18 protein-coding genes are annotated in these 17,246 nt (G+C 70.6%); 7 read left to right on the top strand and 11 right to left on the bottom strand.

Annotated elements, in window-relative coordinates:
* Positions 1-47 precede the first annotated feature (47 nt).
* Genes ACFOVU_RS00845 through ACFOVU_RS00880 form a run of 8 tightly spaced genes read right to left on the bottom strand, consistent with a single transcriptional unit; the run spans position 48 to position 6,697 of the window.
* Positions 48-443 (bottom strand): metal-sulfur cluster assembly factor, encoded by a 396-nt coding sequence (locus tag ACFOVU_RS00845; protein ID WP_378529317.1) that lies wholly within the window; start codon positions 441-443, stop codon positions 48-50.
* Positions 440-928 (bottom strand): Fe-S cluster assembly sulfur transfer protein SufU, encoded by a 489-nt coding sequence (gene sufU / locus ACFOVU_RS00850; protein WP_378529318.1) that lies wholly within the window; start codon positions 926-928, stop codon positions 440-442. The genes ACFOVU_RS00845 and sufU overlap by 4 nt, the downstream gene beginning before the upstream one ends.
* A gap of 14 nt (positions 929-942) precedes the next feature.
* Positions 943-2,241 carry a cysteine desulfurase gene (locus ACFOVU_RS00855; RefSeq protein WP_378529319.1) on the bottom strand — a complete coding sequence of 433 codons (1,299 nt, stop codon included), beginning with the start codon at positions 2,239-2,241 and terminating at the stop codon, positions 943-945.
* Positions 2,238-3,005 carry a Fe-S cluster assembly ATPase SufC gene (gene sufC, locus ACFOVU_RS00860; protein ID WP_378529320.1) on the bottom strand — a complete coding sequence of 256 codons (768 nt, stop codon included), beginning with the start codon at positions 3,003-3,005 and terminating at the stop codon, positions 2,238-2,240. Before sufC ends, ACFOVU_RS00855 begins: the two co-directional genes overlap by 4 nt.
* Positions 3,006-3,018: 13 nt before the next feature.
* Positions 3,019-3,354: a non-heme iron oxygenase ferredoxin subunit gene (locus ACFOVU_RS00865; protein WP_378529321.1), complete on the bottom strand. Its 336-nt coding sequence runs from the start codon at positions 3,352-3,354 to the stop codon at positions 3,019-3,021.
* Positions 3,351-4,517, bottom strand: a complete 1,167-nt coding sequence (gene sufD / locus ACFOVU_RS00870) for a Fe-S cluster assembly protein SufD (RefSeq protein ID WP_378529322.1) — start codon at positions 4,515-4,517, stop codon at positions 3,351-3,353. The genes ACFOVU_RS00865 and sufD overlap by 4 nt, the downstream gene beginning before the upstream one ends.
* Before the next feature lies 1 nt (position 4,518).
* Positions 4,519-5,931, bottom strand: a complete 1,413-nt coding sequence (gene sufB, locus ACFOVU_RS00875) for a Fe-S cluster assembly protein SufB (protein ID WP_378529323.1) — start codon at positions 5,929-5,931, stop codon at positions 4,519-4,521.
* Positions 5,932-5,950: 19 nt separating this feature from the next.
* On the bottom strand, positions 5,951-6,697 hold the full coding sequence (locus ACFOVU_RS00880) for a helix-turn-helix transcriptional regulator (RefSeq protein WP_378529324.1): 747 nt from the start codon (positions 6,695-6,697) through the stop codon (positions 5,951-5,953).
* Between the two features lie 412 nt (positions 6,698-7,109).
* On the opposite strand from ACFOVU_RS00880, the gene ACFOVU_RS00885 reads away from it, so the two are divergent.
* The 4 genes from ACFOVU_RS00885 (at position 7,110) to ACFOVU_RS00900 (ending at position 9,335) form a co-directional block, all read left to right on the top strand.
* Positions 7,110-8,063 (top strand): ABC transporter ATP-binding protein, encoded by a 954-nt coding sequence (locus ACFOVU_RS00885; protein ID WP_378529325.1) that lies wholly within the window; start codon positions 7,110-7,112, stop codon positions 8,061-8,063.
* Positions 8,060-8,854 carry an ABC transporter permease gene (locus ACFOVU_RS00890; protein ID WP_378529326.1) on the top strand — a complete coding sequence of 265 codons (795 nt, stop codon included), beginning with the start codon at positions 8,060-8,062 and terminating at the stop codon, positions 8,852-8,854. Before ACFOVU_RS00885 ends, ACFOVU_RS00890 begins: the two co-directional genes overlap by 4 nt.
* 68 nt (positions 8,855-8,922) lie before the next feature.
* Positions 8,923-9,105 (top strand): type II toxin-antitoxin system HicA family toxin, encoded by a 183-nt coding sequence (locus tag ACFOVU_RS00895; protein ID WP_378529408.1) that lies wholly within the window; start codon positions 8,923-8,925, stop codon positions 9,103-9,105.
* A gap of 14 nt (positions 9,106-9,119) precedes the next feature.
* Positions 9,120-9,335 (top strand): type II toxin-antitoxin system HicB family antitoxin, encoded by a 216-nt coding sequence (locus tag ACFOVU_RS00900; RefSeq protein WP_378529327.1) that lies wholly within the window; start codon positions 9,120-9,122, stop codon positions 9,333-9,335.
* Positions 9,336-9,338: 3 nt separating this feature from the next.
* Here ACFOVU_RS00900 and ACFOVU_RS00905 read toward each other — a convergent pair whose 3' ends face one another.
* A complete protein-coding gene (locus ACFOVU_RS00905; protein ID WP_378529328.1) occupies positions 9,339-10,559 on the bottom strand; it encodes an arginine deiminase in 1,221 nt (406 codons plus the stop codon).
* Positions 10,560-10,718: 159 nt separating this feature from the next.
* On the opposite strand from ACFOVU_RS00905, the gene ACFOVU_RS00910 reads away from it, so the two are divergent.
* The 3 genes from ACFOVU_RS00910 (at position 10,719) to ACFOVU_RS00920 (ending at position 14,721) form a co-directional block, all read left to right on the top strand.
* The gene (locus ACFOVU_RS00910; RefSeq protein WP_378529329.1) at positions 10,719-11,696 is read left to right on the top strand and encodes an EamA family transporter; all 978 of its coding nucleotides are present in this window, start codon (positions 10,719-10,721) and stop codon (positions 11,694-11,696) included.
* A 334-nt stretch (positions 11,697-12,030) separates the two neighbouring features.
* Complete coding sequence (locus ACFOVU_RS00915) at positions 12,031-13,191, top strand: S8 family peptidase (RefSeq protein WP_378529330.1); 1,161 nt, start codon at positions 12,031-12,033, stop codon at positions 13,189-13,191.
* 438 nt (positions 13,192-13,629) lie between these two features.
* Positions 13,630-14,721 (top strand): COX15/CtaA family protein, encoded by a 1,092-nt coding sequence (locus ACFOVU_RS00920; RefSeq protein WP_378529331.1) that lies wholly within the window; start codon positions 13,630-13,632, stop codon positions 14,719-14,721.
* Here ACFOVU_RS00920 and ACFOVU_RS00925 read toward each other — a convergent pair.
* Together ACFOVU_RS00925 and ACFOVU_RS00930 are read right to left on the bottom strand one after the other, a co-directional pair.
* Entirely contained in the window at positions 14,642-16,000 is a 1,359-nt protein-coding gene (locus tag ACFOVU_RS00925) for a PrsW family glutamic-type intramembrane protease (RefSeq protein ID WP_378529332.1), read from the bottom strand. The genes ACFOVU_RS00920 and ACFOVU_RS00925 overlap by 80 nt on opposite strands.
* Before the next feature lie 138 nt (positions 16,001-16,138).
* Positions 16,139-17,119: a heme o synthase gene (locus tag ACFOVU_RS00930; protein ID WP_378529333.1), complete on the bottom strand. Its 981-nt coding sequence runs from the start codon at positions 17,117-17,119 to the stop codon at positions 16,139-16,141.
* Positions 17,120-17,246: the final 127 nt, after the last annotated feature.

Consider the following 17,246-nt stretch of genomic DNA (forward strand, 5'->3'; position numbering starts at 1 on the left):
CGGCCCTTCTCGTACCCGGTGGTGCGCCCCTGTGCGGGGCGCGGGGATCAGACGTTGAACCCGAGCATGCGGAGCTGGTCGCGTCCGTCGTCGGTGATCTTGTCGGGTCCCCACGGCGGCATCCAGACCCAGTTGATCTTGACCTCGCGGTCGAACTCGTCGAGCGCGCTGGTGGCCTGGTCCTCGATGACGTCGGTCAGCGGGCACGCCGCGCTGGTCAGGGTCATGTCGAGGGTGATGATGCCGCTGTCGACGTTGACCCCGTAGAGGAGGCCGAGGTCGACGACGTTGACCCCCAGCTCGGGGTCGATGACGTCCTTCAGCGCCTCATTGATCTCCTCGACCAGCGCAGTGTCGACGGGGGTCGCAGGGGTCCCGGCCGGCTCCGCTGCGGGGTCCTCGCGGGTGTCCGGCGCGGTCGCGGCCGTGCTGTCGTCGGTCATGAGGCGCCCTCCTTCTCCTTCTCCAGGGACTGGGCGGTCGCGTCCTTCCACGCCATCCAGGCGAGCAGGGCGCATTTGATACGGGCAGGGTATTTCGAGACGCCGGCGAAGGCCACCGCGTCCTCCAGCACGTCTTCGTCGGGCTCGCCCTGGCCCTTGGAGTGCATGAGGACGGTGAAGGCGTCGAGGGTGCGCAGGCCGTCGTCGACGCTGCGCCCGATCAGCAGATCGGTCAGTACCGAGGCGCTGGCCTGGCTGATCGAGCAGCCCATGCTGTCGTAGGAGACGTCGCGCACCACCGCCGAGCCGTCGAGGCGGCCGCCATCGCCCCCGGCGGGTTCGAGGGTCACCCGGAGGGTGATCTCGTCGCCGCACGTGGGGTTGATGTGGTGCGCCTCGGCGTTGTGCGGGTCGCGCAACCCCTTGTTGTGCGGGTTGCGGTAGTGGTCCAGGATGATCTCCTGGTACATCGCGTCCAACCGCATCGGTGCCCCCTCTCTCAGACCTGCGGAGCCGCCGGGGCGGTCCCGAAGAACCGCTGCGCGGCCTGGACCCCGTCGACCAGGGCGTCGACGTCGGCGAGGGTGTTGTACAGGTAGAACGACGCGCGCGTGGTGGCGACCACCTGGCAGCGGCGGTGCAGCGGCCAGGCGCAGTGGTGGCCGACCCGCACCGCGACCCCGAGGTCGTCGAGCACCTGCCCGACGTCGTGGGGGTGGATGCCCTCGACCACGAACGACACCGCTCCCCCGCGGTCCTCGGGGTCGAGCGGGCCCACGATGCGGACACCGTCGAGCGCGCCCAGCCGCTCCAGCGCGTAGGAGGTCACCGCGTGCTCGTGGGCCGCGACGTTGTCCATGCCGATGGCGCTGAGGTAGTCGCAGGCCGCGGCGAGCCCCACCGCCTGCGCGGTCATGGGCACCCCGGCCTCGAACCGCTGCGGCGGGTCGGCCCAGGTGGAGTGGTCCATGTGCACCACGCCGATCATGGACCCGCCCGTGAGGAACGGCGGCATGACCGCCAGCAGGTCGGCCCGTCCCCACAGCACCCCGATGCCGGTGGGCCCGAGCATCTTGTGCCCGGAGAACGCGATGAAGTCGACGCCGAGTTCGCGCACGTCGACCGGCATGTGCGGCACCGCCTGGGCGCTGTCGAGCAGGACCAGCGCCCCGACCTCGCGCGCCCGCCGGGAGATCACCGCGATCGGCGGCACCGTGCCCAGGACGTTGGACTGGTGGCTCAGGGCGACGATCCGCGTGCGCTCGTTGACCAGGGAGTCGAGGTCGGAGAGGTCGAGGCGGCCGTCGTCGGTGATGCCGAACCAGCGCAGGGTCGCCCCGGTGCGCCGGCACAGCTCCTGCCACGGCACGAGGTTGGCGTGGTGCTCCATCTCGGTGACCACGACCTCGTCGCCCGGGCCCACGCGGAAGCGCTCGGCTTCGGCGCCGCTGGTGGCGGCGTTGCTCATGGCGTAGGCGACGAGGTTGATCGCCTCGGTGGCGTTCTTGGTGAACACCACTTCACCGGCCGGCGCGCCGATGAAGCCGGCGATGGTCGCCCGCGCGGCCTCATAGGCGTCGGTGGCCTCTTCCGCGAGCTGGTGCGCTCCCCGGTGCACCGCCGCGTTGTGGCGTTCGTAGAACTCCCGCTCGGCGTCGAGGACCTGGCGGGGCTTCTGCGAGGTCGCCCCGGAGTCGAGGTAGACCAGGGGGCGCCCATCGCGGACGGTCCGGGCCAGGATCGGGAAGTCCGCCCGGATCTTCTCGACGTCGAGCAGCCCCAGCTCGCGTGTTGTCACTTGGCCGCGCCCGCCTTCGCGAACCGCTCGTAGCCCTCGGACTCCAGGACGTCGGCCAGCTCGGCGCCGCCGGATTCGGCGATGCGGCCGTTGGCGAAGACGTGCACGAAGTCGGGCTTCACGTAGTTCAGGATCCGGGTGTAGTGCGTGATCAGCATGACGCCGACCTCGCCGGTGGCCCGGGAGCGGTTGATGCCCTCGGAGACGACCTTCAGCGCGTCGACGTCGAGGCCGGAGTCGGTCTCGTCGAGGATCGCGACCTTCGGCTTGAGCAGTTCGAGCTGGAGGATCTCGTGGCGCTTCTTCTCACCGCCGGAGAAGCCCTCGTTGACGCCGCGGGCGGCGAACGCGGGGTCGATGGACAGGTCGCCCATGGACTGCTGGAGCTCCTTGGAGAAGGCGCGCAGCTTGGGCGCCTCTCCGCGCACGGCGGTGACCGAGCTGCGCAGGAAGTTGGACATGGAGACCCCGGGGACCTCGACCGGGTACTGCATGGCCAGGAAGAGGCCGGCGCGGGCGCGCTCGTCGACGCTCATCTCCAGCACGTTCTCGCCGTCGAGCAGGACCTCGCCCGCGGTGATCTCGTACTTGGGGTGGCCCGCGATGGCGTAGGCCAGCGTGGACTTGCCGGAGCCGTTGGGGCCCATGATGGCGTGGGTCTCACCGGAGTTGATGGTGAGGTCGACGCCCTTGAGGATCTCCTGGCGCTCTTCGGCGCCGATGAGGACGTCGGCGTGGACCCCGCGGATTTCGAACTTCGTCATATCTGATTCAGCCTCAAGAATTCTTGTCCAGCGAGACGAGCACGTCGTCGCCCTCGATCTTCACTGCGTAGGTGGCCACCGGGCGGGTCGCCGGCGGGTTGATGGGCTTGCCCGATGCGAGGTCGAAGCACGAGCCGTGCAGCCAGCACTCGATCGTGCCGTCCTCGACCTCGCCCTCGGACAGGTTCACCTCGGCGTGGGAGCAGATGTCGTTGATCGCGTACACCCGGCCCTCGCTGCGGACGACCGCGACGGGGGTGTCGGCGATCTCCACGCCGAGCGCCCCTTCGTCGGGGAGGTCGCCCAGTGCGCAGACCTTCGTGAATCCACCGGTGTCAGGGGTGCTCACGACTGGCCCTGCTCGGTCAGCTTGTCCTCCACCTGCTGGAGGATCCGCTCGCGCAGCTCCGGGACCTCGATCCGGTTGATCAGCTCGGCGAAGTAGCCGCGGATCACCAGGCGGCGGGCCTCATCGGCGGGGATCCCGCGCGATTGCAGGTAGAAGAGGTGGATGTCGTCGAGCCGCCCGCTGGCGCTGGCGTGGCCGGCGCCCTCGACCTCACCGGTGAAGATCTCCAGGTTGGGCACGGAGTCGACCCGGGTGCCGTCGGTCAGCACGAGGTTGCGGTTGTGCTCGTAGGAGTCGGTGCCCTGGGTGCCCTCGCCGATGATGACGTCGCCGATCCACACCGCGTGGGCGTCCTCGCCGCTGAGCGCGCCCTTGTACTCGACCCGGCTGCGGGTGTTGGACACGTTGTGGTCGATGAGCGAACGGTGCTCGTGGTGCTGGCCGGCGCCGGTGAAGTAGAGGCCGTGCAGCTCGGCGTCGCCGCCGGGGCCGGTGTAGCCGACCTTCGGCGAGATCCGGACGAGGTCGCCGCCCAGGGTGATCACGTAGCTGCGGAACCGGGCGTCGCGGCCGACCTTGGTGTACTGGTGCGACACGTGGACGGCGTCGCGCTCCCAGTTCTGGAGGCTGACGACGTCGAGCCGGGCGCCGTCGTCGGCGATGAACTCGACGTTGTCGGCGTAGACGGCGCTGCCGGTGTACTCCAGGACCACGGTGGCGGTGGAGTGGCGCTCGGCGTGCACCAGGAGGTGGCCGTTGGCGCCGCCCTGGGCGTCGCCGGTGACCGTGATGAACACCGGTGCCGAGGCGGCGGTGTCCTTGGGGACGGTCACGACCGTGGCCTGGGTGAAGTCACGGAAGGCGAGCGCGCTCACGCGGTCGGTGGGCAGGAACGCGGTGCCAAGGCGGGGGTCGCCGTGGGCGACGGTCTCGACGCGGACGTCACCGGGAGCGCTCGTGGCGACCGTGACGGCGCCCTCGGCGGTCTCGCGGGTGTCGTGCAGTCCGCGCAGCCGGCGCAGCGGGGTGAACCGCCACTCCTCCTCGCGCCCATTGGGCACGGGGAAGTCGGCGACGTCGAACGACCCGTGGACGTCCAGCTTGGAGATCGGGAGCTCCCCGCCGTGGGTGTGCTCCTTGATTCCGAGATTGGGGCTGGTCAACTTAACCAACCGCTCCTTCCATCTGCAGCTCGATCAGCCGGTTCAGTTCCAGCGCGTACTCCATGGGCAGCTCACGCGCGATGGGCTCGACGAACCCGCGCACGATCATGGCCATGGCCTCGTCCTCGTCCAGGCCCCGGCTCATCAGGTAGAAGAGCTGGTCCTCGCTGACCTTGGAGACCGTGGCCTCGTGGCCCATCTCGACGTTGTCCTCGCGGACGTCGACGTAGGGGTAGGTGTCGGAGCGGCTCACCGTGTCGATCAGCAGCGCGTCGCACTTCACCGTGGACTTGGAGTGATCGGCGCCCTCCTGGACCTGGACCAGGCCGCGGTAGGAGGCGCGGCCGCCGCCGCGGGCCACCGACTTGGAGATGATGGTGGAGGACGTGTTGGGCGCGCAGTGCACCATCTTGGAGCCGGTGTCCTGGTGCTGGCCCTCGCCGGCGAACGCGATGGACAGGGTCTCGCCCTTGGCGTGCTCGCCCATGAGGTAGACGGCCGGGTACTTCATGGTGACCTGGGAGCCGATGTTGCCGTCGATCCACTCCATGGTGGCGCCCTCGTAGGCGACGGCGCGCTTGGTCACGAGGTTGAAGACGTTGTTCGACCAGTTCTGGATGGTGGTGTAGCGGCAGCGCGCGTTCTTCTTGACGATGATCTCGACGACCGCGGAGTGCAGCGAGTCGGACTTGTAGATCGGCGCGGTGCAGCCCTCGACGTAGTGCACGTAGGCGCCTTCGTCGACGATGATGAGGGTCCGCTCGAACTGGCCCATGTTCTCGGTGTTGATGCGGAAGTAAGCCTGGAGCGGGATCTCGACGTGCACGTTCTTGGGCACGTAGATGAAGGACCCGCCGCTCCACACCGCGGTGTTGAGCGCCGCGAACTTGTTGTCGCCGGGCGGGATGACCGTGCCGAAGTACTCCTGGAACAGCTCCGGGTGCTCCTTGAGCGCGGTGTCGGTGTCGAGGAAGATGACGCCCTGCTCCTCCAGGTCCTCGCGGATCTGGTGGTAGACGACCTCGGACTCGTACTGCGCGGCGACACCGGCGACCAGGCGCTGCTTCTCGGCTTCGGGGATGCCGAGCTTGTCGTAGGTGTTCTTGATGTCCTCGGGCAGCTCCTCCCACGAGGTGGCCTGCTGCTCCGTGGACCGCACGAAGTACTTGATGTTGTCGAAGTCGATGCCGGACAGGTCGGCGCCCCACGAGGGCATGGGCTTCTTGCCGAAGAGCTTCAGCGACTTCAGACGGAGCTTCTCCATCCACTCCGGCTCGTTCTTCTTGCCGGAGATGTCGCGGACGACCTCTTCGTTGAGGCCGCGGCGCGCGGAGGAGCCGGCCTCATCGGAGTCGGCCCAGCCGTACTCATAGGTTCCGAGCCCTTCGAGCTCGGGGTGCGCGATTGACGTCATTACGCGGATCCTCCTGGACTCAAGAGTCCTTCACAGGGCGTTGCCCGCCGTCACCCGGGTTCGGGCGGGGGTCGTTCTCAGCGGCGCGCATCTCTGCCGTGGCGATGTCGCGGGGAGTGACATGGGTGGTGCAGACGCCGTCGCCGTGGGCGATGGTGGCGAGCCTGCGCACGGGTGTGCCGAGCAGCCGCGCGAACACCTCGACCTCGGCCTCGCAGAGTTCGGGGAATTCGGTGGCCACGTGCGCCACAGGGCAGTGGTGCTGGCAGAGCTGCTCGCCGCCGCCCGGGGCCGGTGCCGACCCGGCCGACGCCGCATAGCCGTCGTTGGACAGCGCCTCGGCGAGGAGCCGGACCCTGTGCTGCGGCGGGACCGCGGCGAGCAGGGGCCGGTAGCGGCGTTCCAGGTCGGCGACCTGGCTGCGGGCGAACTCGGTGACGGCCTCGGCCCCGGCTTTCTCGGCGAGGAAGCGCAGGGCGCTGGATGCGAGGTCGTCGTAGCCGTGGACGAAGGCGTCGCGGCCGGCGTCGGTGATGGCGAAGACGCGGGCCGGGCGGCCTCGGCCGCGGCGGGCGTGCGGCCGGGCGTCGCGCGCCTCGACCATGCCCTCGGACATGAGGTTGTCGAGATGGCGGCGGATGGCCGCGGGGGTGAGCCCGAGGCGCTCCCCCAGCGTGGATGCGGTGATCGGACCGTGTTCCAGGATGAGCCGGGCCACCCGGGCGCGGGTGCCGGTCTCGGCACCCAGCTCGGAGGCAGCGGGCATCCGGGGCGCACCCGCGGGGGCGCCTCCGTCGGCTCGCTGTGGACCGCTCACCTTTTTCACAACATCAGTGTGGCGTAAATAAGTCCTGGGGGGCAAATGGTGATCCATGCCATACATCACCCAGGTAAGCCTTGCCTAACAGGCACTTCGCGTCGGCGTCACACGGGGCGCGCCCGGCGGGGGCGGGCCGCAGTGGCGCCGTCACTCACATTCCGAGACGCCGATCTCACGTGTCGGAACACGGGCGCGACGGAATCGGAGCACCGCCCCGGGCCGACCCCGTCCGCTCAACGGCAACACCGCGGACGCGCCGATATTCCCCGGTCCCCGATTCCGCGTCCTCCCCGTTGCCGGCCGCGCCGGGACCGGGGCGGTGCGGGACCTTCGCACACCCACCGTAAACTTGGCTGCCATGAGCACAGCCGCGGTCGAGGTCACCGACTTGGTCAAACGCTACGGCGATACCACCGCCGTGGCCGGCCTGTCGTTCACCGCTCCGCGGGGGGCCGTCACCGCGCTCCTCGGGCCCAACGGCGCCGGCAAGACCAGCACCATCGAGATCTGCGAGGGCTTCCGCCGCGCCGACTCCGGATGCGTCCGGGTCCTCGGCCTCGACCCCGCCGCCGACGGCGCCCGGCTCCGGCCGCGCGTCGGCGTGATGCCCCAGTCGGGCGGCGTGCCCACGGGGGCCCGCGCGGGCGAATGGCTGCGGCTCATGGGGTCCTTCCACGCCCACCCGGTCCCTGCGTCCCTCCTGCTGGAGCGGCTGGGGCTGGTCTCGGCGGCGGGCACGCCCTTCCGCCGGATGTCGGGCGGGCAGCAGCAGCGGCTGTCTCTCGCGGCGGCGGTCATCGGCCGCCCGGAGCTGGTCTTCCTCGACGAGCCCACCGCCGGGCTCGACCCGCAGGCCCGCCGCGCCACCTGGGACCTGGTCGCCGAGCTCCGCGACAGCGGAGTAGGGGTCGTGCTGACCACGCACCACATGGACGAGGCCGAACGCCTCGCCGACCGCGTGGTGATCATCGACCACGGGCGCGTGGTGGCCGACGGCAGCACCGACGAGCTCACCGACACCCGGCAGGAGCTGCGGTTCACATCGCCGGCCGGGCTCGACACCGCGGGCCTGCTCGCCGCACTGCCGGACACGACCCGGGTGGACGTCGTCCATCCGTGCGGCGCCGAAGACCCCCACTGCACATACGTCATCGTCACCGACGCGCCCGGCGGCCTGGGCCCGGAGTTCCTGGCCACCGTCACCACCTGGTGCGCCGCCAACGGGGTACTGCCCGGCGGCCTGAGCGTGCACCGGCGCAGCCTCGAAGACGTCTTCCTCGAACTCACCGGGCGGGACATCCGCGAGTCATGATCGATCAGGACCGGCAGCCCGCCCAGGGCATGTTCTCCCCCTCCCCCGGGGCCGCACCGCTGCACCGCATGGTGGCCGCCCAGGCGTCCATGGAGCTGCGCATCCTGCTGCGCAACGGCGAGCAGCTGCTCCTCACCATGGTCATCCCCGTCCTGCTGCTGGTGGGCTTCAGCCTCACCTCGGTGCTGGACATCGGCGAGGGGTCGCGGGTGGGCTTCCTCGCGCCCGGCGTGCTCGCCCTGGCGGTCATGTCCACCGCGTTCACCGGGCAGGCGATCGGCACCGGGTTCGAGCGGCGCTACGGCGTCCTCAAGCGGCTGGGCGCCACCCCGCTGTCGCGGTTCGGACTGCTGGCCGCGAAGACGGCGGCGGTGCTGGCCGTGGAGGCCCTCCAGATCGCGGTCCTGTGCGGTGTGGCGTTCTCCCTGGGCTGGCGGCCCGCCGCCGGCGCCTCCGGATTGGCCTACGCCGCGGTCCTCCTCCTGCTCGCGACGGCGGCGTTCAGCGCGCTGGCCCTCCTGATGGCCGGCACCCTGCGCGCCGAGGCCACCCTCGCCGCCGCCAACCTCGTCTACGTCATCCTCCTGGGCCTCGGCGGCGTCCTCTTCCCCACCGACCGCTTCCCCGAGCCGGTCCAGGCGGCCGTCCAGGCCCTCCCGATCACCGCGCTGACCAAGGGCCTGCGCTCGGCCCTGACAGAGGGTTCGGCGCCCCTCGTCCCCGCGGCGATCCTCGCCGCTTGGGCGGTCATTGCAGCGGCTCTGGCCAGCAGGTACTTCCGCTGGGAGTAGGCGTAAACACTAATTCTCGGATTCGCCGGACGCGGCACACATGAGTCGATACGTTACGCAGCATGCCGATGACAGTCCGCGAGATAATCAAATGTGTCGAACATGATGGGTGGTACCTTTGTCGAACACGCGGGAGCCACCGTCAGTACAAGCACCCCACGAAGAAGGGGCTGGTCACCATCCCCGGACGCCGGGGACAGACCTTGAACATCGACATGGAACGCAGCATCCTGAAGCAGGCGGGCCTGTGAGCAAAGGATCGAACATGAGCAGCTACGGCATCATCGTTGAACCCACACCGGACGGGGGATACGGCGCGTGGTGCCCTGACCTTCTCGGATGCGTGGCTCTGGGCGACACTGTCGAAGAGACCATTTCCGAGATGCGGGATGCCATCCAGTTCCACCTCGACGGAATGCGTGAAGAGGGCCTGCCCATCCCGGTCCCGACCACTGTGGCCGCGAGCGTTGAGGCGGCCTGAGCCTCACGCGTCGCGCTCCAGTGGGCAGGTCATGCAGTGCGGGCCGCCGCGGCCGCGGCCGAGTTCGCTGCCGCTGACCGCGATGACCTCGATCCCATTCTCGCGCAGGTAGGTGTTCGAGGTGACGTTGCGCTCGTAGGCGACCACCACGCCGGGCTCCACCGCGAACACGTTGCATCCGTCGTCCCACTGCTCCCGCTGCGAGGAGAACACGTCCTGGACGGGCGTGAGTACCTTGATGTCGTCGAACCCCGCGGCCTGCGCGATGGCGCGGTGCATGTCCTCGGGCGGGTGGTCGGTGACCTTCAGCTCCTTCTCGTCGTCGCCGGGCTCGATGGTGTAGGAGGGCAGCATGCCCAGCCCCGCGTACTTCGTGAAGACGCCGTGGTCGACGTTGGTCATCACCGTGTCCAGGTGCATCACCGCCCGCGACTTGGGCATCCACAGGCCCAGGATCCGCTCGGCCCCGCCGCGGGAGAACAGCTCGTGGGCCAGCAGCTCCACCGCCTGCGGGCGGGTGCGCTCGCTCAGCCCCACCAGCACCGAGCCGTTGCCGATCGGCATGACGTCGCCGCCCTCGATCGTGGCCGGCGCCCAGGCCCGGCCCGGGTTCCACACCTCGAAGTCGGCTTCGGCGAACATCGGGTGCCAGCGGTACACCGCCTCGTAGTGGATGGTCTCGCGGCGGCGGGCCTTCTTGCGCATGGGGTTGATGGAGACCCCGTTGCCCAGCCAGCACGAGGTGTCGCGGGTGAAGATGTGGTTGGGCAGGGGCGACAGCACGAAGTCGTCGGGGCCCAGGCTGCGGAACCATACCGACCGCGGCTCCTCGATGCGCAGCAGCAGCTCGCGCTTGGTGATCCCGCCGATGAGCAGGCGGCGCAGCGTGGCCCGGTCCATCGCCTCGAACGCCGAGCGGATGGCGTCGACGGCCATGGGGCCGAAGAACCGCTCGTCCAAGACGTTGTCGAGGATGTAGGCGGCGGCCTCTGGGATCTCCAGGACGTCCTGGAGGAGTTCGTGGAAGAGCACCACCCGCACGCCCCGCTCGCGCAGCACCTCCGCGAACGCGTCGTGCTCCTCACGGGCGCGCTGGGCCCACAGGACGTCGTCGAAGAGCAGTTCGTCGTTGTTGGACGGGGTGAGCCGGGTCAGCTCCAGATCCGGCCGGTGGACGAGCACTTGGCGGAGCCGGCCCACCTCGGATGTGACCGAAAACCCCATGAGCCCCTCGGCTTTCCTTCGCGATCCGGACGAATGGAGCATTCCCCAGTGCCGCCGCTCTTACGCAGCCCGGTCCGGCCGGCGTGGGGGCGGCGGCCGCGCACCGTCTCCGCAGGCTGAGGCCGAGGGGCACCGCGCGGATTCATAGGATGGTCCCCTGTGAGCGCACATGCAACGGCGAACGCCTCCCCCCGCCCTCTCCGCATCGGTCTCCCCCCGGTCGGCGCCCTGCTGCGCGCGGCCGGCGACACCATCCCGCCCACGTGGATGGTCCTCATCGGCATCGTGTCCGTTCAGATGGGCGCGGGCATCGCCAAGAACCTCTTCGGCGTCCTGCCGCCGAGCGCCGTCGTGTGGCTGCGCCTGGCCACTTCGGCGGTCATCCTGGTCGCCCTGGCGCGCCCCGCCCTGCGCGGGCGCACCCGCGCCGACTGGATGGTGGCGGTCGGCTTCGGCGTCTGCCTGGCCCTGATGAACTACTCCCTCTACCAGGCCATCGCGCGCATCCCCATGGGCATCGCCGTGACGATCGAGTTCCTGGGCCCCCTGGCCGTGGCCGTCGCGGGCTCGCGGCGCCGGGTGGACCTGGTGTGGGTGGCGCTGGCCGGCTGCGGCGTCCTGCTGCTCGGCCGCAGCGACGGCGACATCACCTTCGCGGGGGTGGCGTTCGCGCTGCTGGCCGGGGTGGCCTGGGCGGGCTACATCCTGCTCAGCGCGGCCACGGGGCGGCGCTTCGCGGGCACGTCGGGGCTGGCCATCGCCGCGGTCGTGGGCGTGTTCGTCATGGCGCCGGTGGGGATCGCCGAGGGCGGCACCGCCCTGCTCGACCCGCGCCTGCTGGCCATCGGCGCGGCGGTGGGCCTGCTGTCGTCGGTGGTCCCCTACACGCTCGAGATGCAGGCCCTGCGCCGGATGCCGCCGCGGGTCTTCGGCATCCTGATGAGCCTGGAGCCCGCCGCCGCGGCGCTGATCGGCCTCGCGCTGCTCGGCGAGGTGCTGTCGGTCTGGCAGTGGCTGGCCGTGGGCTGCGTGGTGGGCGCCAGTGTCGGGGCGACCCGCACCCCCGCTCCGCGGCCCGCGCCCGGCGCGGAAGAGGCGTCCGACACGCCCGCCGCGGAATCGGGATCCGAACGCTGAACGGCGACCGCCCCCGTGCGCGTCATTCGGTCGCCGGGCCACCCGGTCCGACCGGCCCGGGGGCCGGGATCGCTTTCACGGTTCGTGATTGCGCAGGGTGAGGGTATGGCCGAAAGCGGCCACTGGGAATCAGTTTCCAATCGAACGACCCCAGTTCGCGGGGCATCGTCATACTCCGCAACCTGCGAGTAACAAGCACGCTCCGTGACGATCCTTCACAATGTGCTCATCGCTCATCTACGGTTCGTGCGTGCCTCGGACCATACCTGGTCCGCGGCCCACGGCGTCCCCACCATATGTACGCCGTGTCCCCATCCGGATCTGGAGGAATCACGTGGATCGATCGTCCGCCAAGCGAACGACCCTCGGCTTCACCGCGGCCGGCGTCCTCGCGGTGCCGTTCGCCCTCATGGGCACCGCCACCGCCGGGGCCGACGACCTCGCTCCCCTGAACACCGCGGCCGACGCCGTCGAGGGCCAGTACATCGTGGTCCTGGAGGATGGCGTCTCCGCGGCAAGCGTCACCGCGTCGGACTTCGGCATCAGGTCGGAGGCCGTCGAGCACACCTACACGAACGCGATCAACGGCTTCTCGGCCGAGCTCAGCGAAACCGAGGTCACCGACGTTCGCGCCAACTCCAGCGTCGCCTTCGTCGAGGAGGTCGGCACGGTCCAGGCCACCGAGACCTGGGGCCTTGACCGAATCGACCAGGACGCCCTGCCCCTGGACGACTCCTACTCGGTCGAGGCCACCGGCGCCGGCGTTTCGGCCTACATCATCGACACCGGCATCGAGGCCGACCACGCCGACTTCGGCGGGCGGGCCCAGGTCGGCTTCGACGCCACCGGCGGCGACGGCGCCGACGGCAACGGCCACGGCACCCACGTGGCCGGCACCATCGGCTCCACCACCTGGGGTGTCGCCAAGGAGGCCGACCTCTACGGCGTCCGCGTCCTCGACGACAACGGCTCGGGTACCACCGACGACGTCGTCGCGGGCATCGACTGGGTGACCGAGAACGCCGCGGAGAACTCCGTGGCCAACCTGTCGCTGGGCGGCGGCGCCTCCCAGGCCATCGACGACGCCGTGAACGCGCTCTCCGCGTCGGGCACGTTCGTCGCGGTGGCGGCCGGCAATTCTGGCGCGGACGCCGGGAACTCCTCGCCGGCCCGCGCCGAGGGCGTCGCCACGGTGGCGGCCTCGGACGAGACCGACGCCTCCGCGTCGTTCACCAACTACGGGTCGGTCGTCGACATCTACGCCCCCGGCGTGGACATCACCTCCACCTGGATCGGTGGCGGCGAGGACACCATCAGCGGCACCTCAATGGCGTCTCCGCACGTCGCCGGCGCCGCGGCGCTGTTCAAGGAGACCAACGCCGGCGCCGGCCAGGACGAGGTCCAGGGCTACCTGACCGAGAACGCCACCCCCGACGCTCTCAGCGGCGTGCAGGGCGACACCGTCAACCTGCTGCTGAACGTCTCCACGCTGTGAGTTCCCCGTTCGCTCATAGGGTGACCCGCATCTGACGGGTCAGGTTCCGCGCCCGCCACGGCCCCGGCGACCATCCGGTCGCCGGGGCCGTGTGCTGTGTTTCCCGTTCAGCCTGTGGGAAGCGGCCAAGGCGGCGCCGATCCGGCCGGAACCGTCCTCGTCGCCGGACGCTCCTTCGCGGGGAGCGGTGCTGGTAGTAGTGGCCCATGGCAGGAGATCTGTGGACAACGGTGATTTCGATCGTCGGGGTGACCGTGGGAGGAGCTCTGACGTATCTGACCCAACGCACGACGCAGCCTGGCCTGACGCCGCGGATCGCTCGGGTCGCTTCTGCACGCGACGATCGTCATCGATATCCAGTGGTCGACGTTTCCGCTGGCCATACGCCCGTTCCGACCCCGATCAACGAACCCGGCCGCCAGTACTACAGTGTGTCGTATGCGTGGTCTCCCCGGTCCGGCCGTGTTCGCGGCGGACGACATCGTCATTCTGTCCGTGCCGTTCTGGGCCTGGCAGGTCGCCTTCGCCGTCGTGCTGGTCGGCGGGCTGGTGCTGCTCGCCCGTACCGCCCTGCGGCCGACGACGGCCACGCTGCGGTGGTGGGGGCTGGCCAACATCGCGGCGAACGCGGGCATCGCCGTCACCGGGGCCACGGTCCGGGTGACCTCCTCGGGGCTGGGCTGCTCGGAGTGGCCGCGCTGCACCGAGGAGAGCTTCGTCCCCATCGGCACCGGGCACGCCGCGCTCAACGCCGCGATCGAGTTCGGCAACCGCATGCTGACGTTCGTGGTGCTGGCCGTCGGCGTCATCGTCTTCGTCGCGGTGCTGCGCAGCCGCCCCCGCCGCCGCGACCTGCTGACCCTGGCGACCGTCATCCCGCTGGGCGTCCTGGGCCAGGGCGTGGTCGGCGGCATCACCGTCTGGTCCTCGCTGCACCCCGCATCGGTGGCCGCGCACTTCCTGCTGTCCATGGTCGTGGTCGTGCTCACGGTCGCGTTCTACGTGCGCTGCCGCGAGCCCGAGGGCGTCCTGCGGCCCACCGTGTCGCCCCTGACGCGCGGGATCGCCACGGCCCTGGTCCCCGTGGGGTTCGCGCTGCTGGTGGCGGGCACGGTGGTCACCGGCACCGGCCCGCACGGCGGCGACGCCGACGCGCCGCGGTGGGGCTTCGACATCGTCGCCGTGACCCGTGTGCACTCCGTGCTCGCCTGGGCGGTCGTGCTGGGCGCCGTGGCGCTGCTGGTCCCGGCGCTGCGGGCGGGGGCGCCGCGCGGGGTGCGCACACCCGCTCTGCTGCTGGTGGCCGCGGTCCTGGCGCAGGGCGCGGTCGGCTACGCCCAGTACTTCCTGGGCCTGCCCGAAGCGCTCGTGGTGCTGCACGTCCTGGGCTCGACGCTGGTGTGGGTCGCGATCCTGCGCGTGTACTTCGGTACCGCCGAGCGGGTCGCCGTCACTGGTGGGGAGGCGGCGGCCCCGGAGACGGCGGCCGGTGCCCCGGCAGACCCGACGGCGGCCGCGGCCCGCCCATAGCGGGGGGAGGCCGCTCCGCCTCGCGCTGCGCCTGGGCCCTGGCGATGACGTGCTGGAAGTCCGCCCGCTTGAGGAACCCGGAGTCGGTCACGCTCGGCGCCCAGACGGGCGCCGCCGGGCGCTCCACACGGCCGAGGAACGCCTCGCGCGCCACGTGCATGAGCGCGAGGAAGGAGTCGCGCCGGGCCTCCCACTCGGGGCGGGGGCGGGCGACCCCGCGGTCCAGCCGCTGGTGCAGGAGCGCCAGTTCGGTGGCGGCGAGCTGGTAGTCCTTCATCGCCGCCCGACCGCGCTGGCCCGCGTTGCGCTGGGCCCAGTTGCGGGCCGAGCGCCGCACCCGCATGGAGCTGAGCATCCGCACGTCGGCGGGGGTGACCAGGCCGGTGGGTATGTAGGGCGGCAGGTAGTGGGAGATCGCCGCGACCTGGCGGCGCCGGTCCTGCACCGCGACCGCGATGATCGCCAGCAGCACGAAGAACAACAGCACGTAGGCGATGCCGAACCCGAGCCAGCCGAAGATCGTGGCGCCGTTCCACAGCCCGTGCAGCAGCACCGCCGCGGTCCAGCCGAGCACCGGGGCGACGTAGCGCAGTGCGCCCCGGTTGATCGCGGCGTAGGCCACCCCGATCCCGATCATCGACGTGTACAGCGGGTGCCCGAACGGGGAGACCAGGCCGCGCAGCACGAAGGTGAACGCCAGGCCGAAGAACCCCGACTCGAAGTAGGCCGTGAGGAAGTAGAGGATGTTCTCGGTGAAGGCGAACCCGGTTGCCACCATCGCGGCGTAGATGACGCCGTCGGTGTAGGAGTCGATCTCGTAGCGGCGCCGCCACAGCAGGATGAGCAGCACCAGCCCCTTGGCGCTCTCCTCGACCAGCGGCGCGCCCACGGCCGTGGTGACGAAGACGCCCACGTCAGGGCCGAACACGGGGACCGCCCACAGCTCCATGCCGACCGTGTTGAGGACGAAGGAGACGACCACCGCCACGCCCGCGCCCCACAGGAACGCGAAGATCAGCATCTGCCCGGGCTCGGGTTCGAGCCGGTCCAGCAGCAGGATGAGCGGCACCAGGATGGCGACCGGGATCACCGCCGCGACCAGGCTGATGACGAAGCCCACCATGCCGGCGACTCCGCCGCTGGAGAGTCCGGACCAGAGCAGGTAACCGATCATCGCCAGCATGCACAGGACGCTGATGAAGATGCCGATGGTCAGTCCGATGGAGCGGCGCCCTGGCGGGCGCCCCTCCAGGATCGCTTTCGCGTCAAGTCCGGCCATGGCCCCAGATCGTAACGTGCCGGATGCCGCCGAGGAATTCCACCCCGCGCGTGAACAGCCGTTTTGCCCGGTTGGGAGACGCATACCACCCCCCGGCCGGACCGGGGCGGCCCGCCGGGCGCCGCGCGCCCCGCGGGGTCAGGCCAGGAGGCCGGCGAGCAGCGGGTCGATCGTCACCGCGGCGAACAGCAGCGCCAGGTAGGCGTTGGACAGGTGGAAGAAGCCCATGGTCTTGAGCTCGGGCCCGGTGACCCCGGCGCGCACGCGGGCCAGCAGCCGGTGGGCCTGCACCAGCAGCAGCGCCCCCAGGGCCAGCGCGACCGCCGGGTAGAACAGGGTGGTCCCGGCGACCGGCCACAGCAGCAGCGACACCACGACGGTGGCCCAGCTGTAGAGGACGCACTCCAGCAGCACCCGGCGCTCCCCCGCCACGACCGGCAGCATCGGCACCTTGGCCGCCGCGTAGTCCTCGCGGTAGCGCATGGCCAGCGCCCAGGTGTGCGGCGGCGTCCAGAAGAACACGACCAGGAACAGGATGAGCGGCGCCCAGTCGAGCCGGTTGGTGATGGCCGACCAGCCGATCAGCACCGGCATGCAGCCCGCGATGCCGCCCCACACCACGTTCTGCGCCGTGCGCCGCTTGAGCAGCAGCGTGTAGACGAAGATGTAGAACAGGATCGCGAACGCCGACAGCGCGGCCGAGAGCACGTTCACGAACACCGCCAGGCCGGCCGTCGACCCCACGGCCAGCACCAGGCCGTAGGTCATCGCGCCGCGCGGGGTGACCTGCTCCATGGCCACCGGGCGGCGCCGTGTGCGGCGCATCTCCTGGTCGATGTCGCGGTCGATGTAGCAGTTGAGCGCGTTGGCGCTGGCGGCCGACATCGTGCCGAACACCAGGGTCGCCACCGCCGTCCACAGCGGCGGCACACCGGCGGCGGCCACGAACATCACCGGGATGGTGGTGATCAGCAGCAGCTCGATGACGCGCGGCTTGGACAGCGCGACATAGGCGCGCACGTAGGCGCCCAGCCCCGCCGTGCGGGGCTCCGCCGTCTCGGGGCGGGCGGTGCCGTGGTCCTGCGCGGCACCCTGCGGGGGTTCGTCGAGCAGGGCCATCAGTGCCGCCGGGTGCCCGGCACCGCGCGGGGGGCCGTGGTCTCGGGGGACATCCGGTCTTCGGACACAGACACGCTGAACCTCAAACGAATCGGGGATTTCACTGCTCGCCACAGCGGGGTCCGGG

The organism is Nocardiopsis sediminis (assembly GCF_042650565.1).
GTDB classification, from domain to species: domain Bacteria; phylum Actinomycetota; class Actinomycetes; order Streptosporangiales; family Streptosporangiaceae; genus Nocardiopsis_B; species Nocardiopsis_B sediminis.

Bases quoted from the DNA above. Each gene is read 5' to 3' on its own strand.
- ACFOVU_RS00845 (WP_378529317.1), bottom strand. From the start codon at position 443: ATGACCGACGACAGCACGGCCGCGACCGCGCCGGACACCCGCGAGGAC.
- sufU (WP_378529318.1), bottom strand. From the start codon at position 928: ATGCGGTTGGACGCGATGTACCAGGAGATCATCCTGGACCACTACCGC.
- sufC (WP_378529320.1), bottom strand. From the start codon at position 3,005: ATGACGAAGTTCGAAATCCGCGGGGTCCACGCCGACGTCCTCATCGGC.
- sufB (WP_378529323.1), bottom strand. From the start codon at position 5,931: ATGACGTCAATCGCGCACCCCGAGCTCGAAGGGCTCGGAACCTATGAG.
- ACFOVU_RS00880 (WP_378529324.1), bottom strand. From the start codon at position 6,697: ATGCCCGCTGCCTCCGAGCTGGGTGCCGAGACCGGCACCCGCGCCCGG.
- ACFOVU_RS00885 (WP_378529325.1), top strand. From the start codon at position 7,110: ATGAGCACAGCCGCGGTCGAGGTCACCGACTTGGTCAAACGCTACGGC.
- ACFOVU_RS00890 (WP_378529326.1), top strand. From the start codon at position 8,060: ATGATCGATCAGGACCGGCAGCCCGCCCAGGGCATGTTCTCCCCCTCC.
- ACFOVU_RS00895 (WP_378529408.1), top strand. From the start codon at position 8,923: ATGACAGTCCGCGAGATAATCAAATGTGTCGAACATGATGGGTGGTAC.
- ACFOVU_RS00900 (WP_378529327.1), top strand. From the start codon at position 9,120: ATGAGCAGCTACGGCATCATCGTTGAACCCACACCGGACGGGGGATAC.
- ACFOVU_RS00905 (WP_378529328.1), bottom strand. From the start codon at position 10,559: ATGGGGTTTTCGGTCACATCCGAGGTGGGCCGGCTCCGCCAAGTGCTC.
- ACFOVU_RS00920 (WP_378529331.1), top strand. From the start codon at position 13,630: ATGCGTGGTCTCCCCGGTCCGGCCGTGTTCGCGGCGGACGACATCGTC.
- ACFOVU_RS00925 (WP_378529332.1), bottom strand. From the start codon at position 16,000: ATGGCCGGACTTGACGCGAAAGCGATCCTGGAGGGGCGCCCGCCAGGG.
- ACFOVU_RS00930 (WP_378529333.1), bottom strand. From the start codon at position 17,119: ATGGCCCTGCTCGACGAACCCCCGCAGGGTGCCGCGCAGGACCACGGC.